Origin of the sequence: Bradyrhizobium sp. (assembly GCF_049798375.1) — a bacterium.
Lineage (GTDB): Bacteria > Pseudomonadota > Alphaproteobacteria > Rhizobiales > Xanthobacteraceae > Bradyrhizobium.
Map to the genome: position 1 here is coordinate 1 of NZ_JBARGP010000448.1, position 1804 is coordinate 1804.

The 1804-nt window shown below is 65.4% G+C and carries 3 protein-coding genes; 1 reads left to right on the forward strand and 2 read right to left on the reverse strand.

Annotated elements, in window-relative coordinates; genetic code table 11:
* A partial coding sequence (locus WA702_RS18630) for a nitronate monooxygenase (RefSeq protein WP_425112007.1) occupies positions 1–197 on the reverse strand: 197 nt, incomplete at its 3' end.
* A gap of 129 nt (positions 198–326) precedes the next feature.
* On the opposite strand from WA702_RS18630, the gene WA702_RS18635 reads away from it, so the two are divergent.
* Positions 327–1217 carry a LysR substrate-binding domain-containing protein gene (locus WA702_RS18635; protein WP_425112005.1) on the forward strand — a complete coding sequence of 297 codons (891 nt, stop codon included), beginning with the start codon at positions 327–329 and terminating at the stop codon, positions 1215–1217.
* Positions 1218–1219: 2 nt separating this feature from the next.
* On the opposite strand, the gene WA702_RS18640 is transcribed toward WA702_RS18635, so the two are convergent.
* Positions 1220–1804: ATP-binding cassette domain-containing protein (locus tag WA702_RS18640; protein ID WP_425112006.1), on the reverse strand; the 585-nt coding region annotated here is incomplete at its 5' end.

Sequence of the window (1804 nt, forward strand, 5' to 3'; positions counted from 1 at the left end):
GCGGTAACGCGCTGGCGGATCAGATTGACCTGCTCGCGGGCCTTTTCCGCCGAGAGTAACGCACATGGCAACGAGCCGAGCCCGCCGCCTTGTGCCACCGCGGTCACGAGATCCGCGTCCATAATCCCGGCCATCGGCGCCAGCACGATCGGATGCTCGGTCTTGACGAGATCAAGGAAACGACGATCGGGCCACATGGTCAGCTCCTTCAACTGGATGGCATGATGCGACACCGCATCACCTCTGGACCTGAATTCTAGGTCGGTTTAGCGTTCACGGAAAATGAATACTTCTGAACCCTGTCATCACGGAAGGGAAACGGACGCGTGGAACTCAGCGATCTCCTGACTTTCGCGATGGTGGCGCACACCGGCGGCATCACGCGCGCCGCCGAAGCGCTCAACACGGTGCAGTCCAACGTCACCCAGCGCATCAAGGCGCTGGAGGGCGAGATCGGCACCGCGCTATTCGAGCGCCACAGCCGCGGCATGACCTTGACCGGCGCCGGCCGCCGCCTGCTGCCTTATGCGCAACGAATGGCGGCGCTGTCGCGCGAGGCGCTATTGGCGGCGCGCGACGACGGCGACGCCAAGGGGCCGCTCGCGATCGGCTCGATGGAAACCACGGCAGCAGTGCGGCTGCCCACCGTGCTCGCCGGCTTTCATCGCCGCTTTCCGGCAGTGAACCTCACCTTACGCACCGCGACGACAGCCGAACTGGCCGCAGCCGTGCTCGATGGCACGCTCGATGGCGCCTTCGTCACCAGTCCGATCGATCATGCCGACCTGACAGGCATCACCGCCTTCCGCGAGGAGCTGGTGCTGATCACGGCGCGCCGGTTCGACAGCCTCGCCGCGTTGCGCGCCGGCACGGCGGAATCCGGCCCGACCGCATTGGTATTTCGGATCGGCTGCACCTACCGCCACCGGCTGGAGCATCTGTTCGCGATGCTCGGCTGGCCTTCGGCCGCACGCTGGGAGCTCGGCACGCTCGATGGCATGATCGGCTGCGTCGCAGCCGGCATGGGCGTGGCGCTGCTGCCGCGCGCAGTGGTCGAACGCAGCGAGCTCGCCAAGCAGATCGGCATCCTCACGCTGGACCCGGCGCTGGCGCATATCGACACGCTGTTCATCCATCGCCGCGCTATGCGTCAGACCAGCGCGCTTGCCGCCTTCATCTCTTGCCTCGACGAGCAGGGACGCGAGATCGCGGCTTGACACTATCGTTTGGCGGTGACCTGCAATGTCCTCTCGATCCCGATCGCCTCAAGGAACGTCGCATCGTGACTGACAACGAGCAGCGCGCCGTCGAAGGCGCGCAGCGCCTGCTCCAGGATCTCGATCGAATGGATATCGAGGTGATTGGTTGGTTCGTCGAGCAACAGCAGCCGTGGCGGCCGTTCGCCCGCGAGCACGCAGGCGAGCCCTGCCCGCAGCCGCTCGCCGCCTGACAATGTCCCGACCGGCTGCAGCGCATCGACGTTGCGAAAGGCAAATCGCGCACACGCGGCATGGGCGGTCCGTGCGTCCAATGATGGATTGGACCGGCGGACATTGGCCAAAATGCTTTGATCGGGATCCAGCAGCGTCACGTGCTGATCGAGCATCGCGGCATGTCCATCGGCACGATGCACCGTCCCGCGCGAGGGCGCGATCAGGCCCATCGCCAGCTTCAGCAGCGTCGTCTTGCCGGTGCCGTTCGGCCCAATGATCGCGATCCGCTCAGGACCGGTGATATTGAGAGTCCATGGGCCGAAGGTTCGATCGCCGACCGTTGTCGTCACCTCCTCCACGGCCAGCAGCTC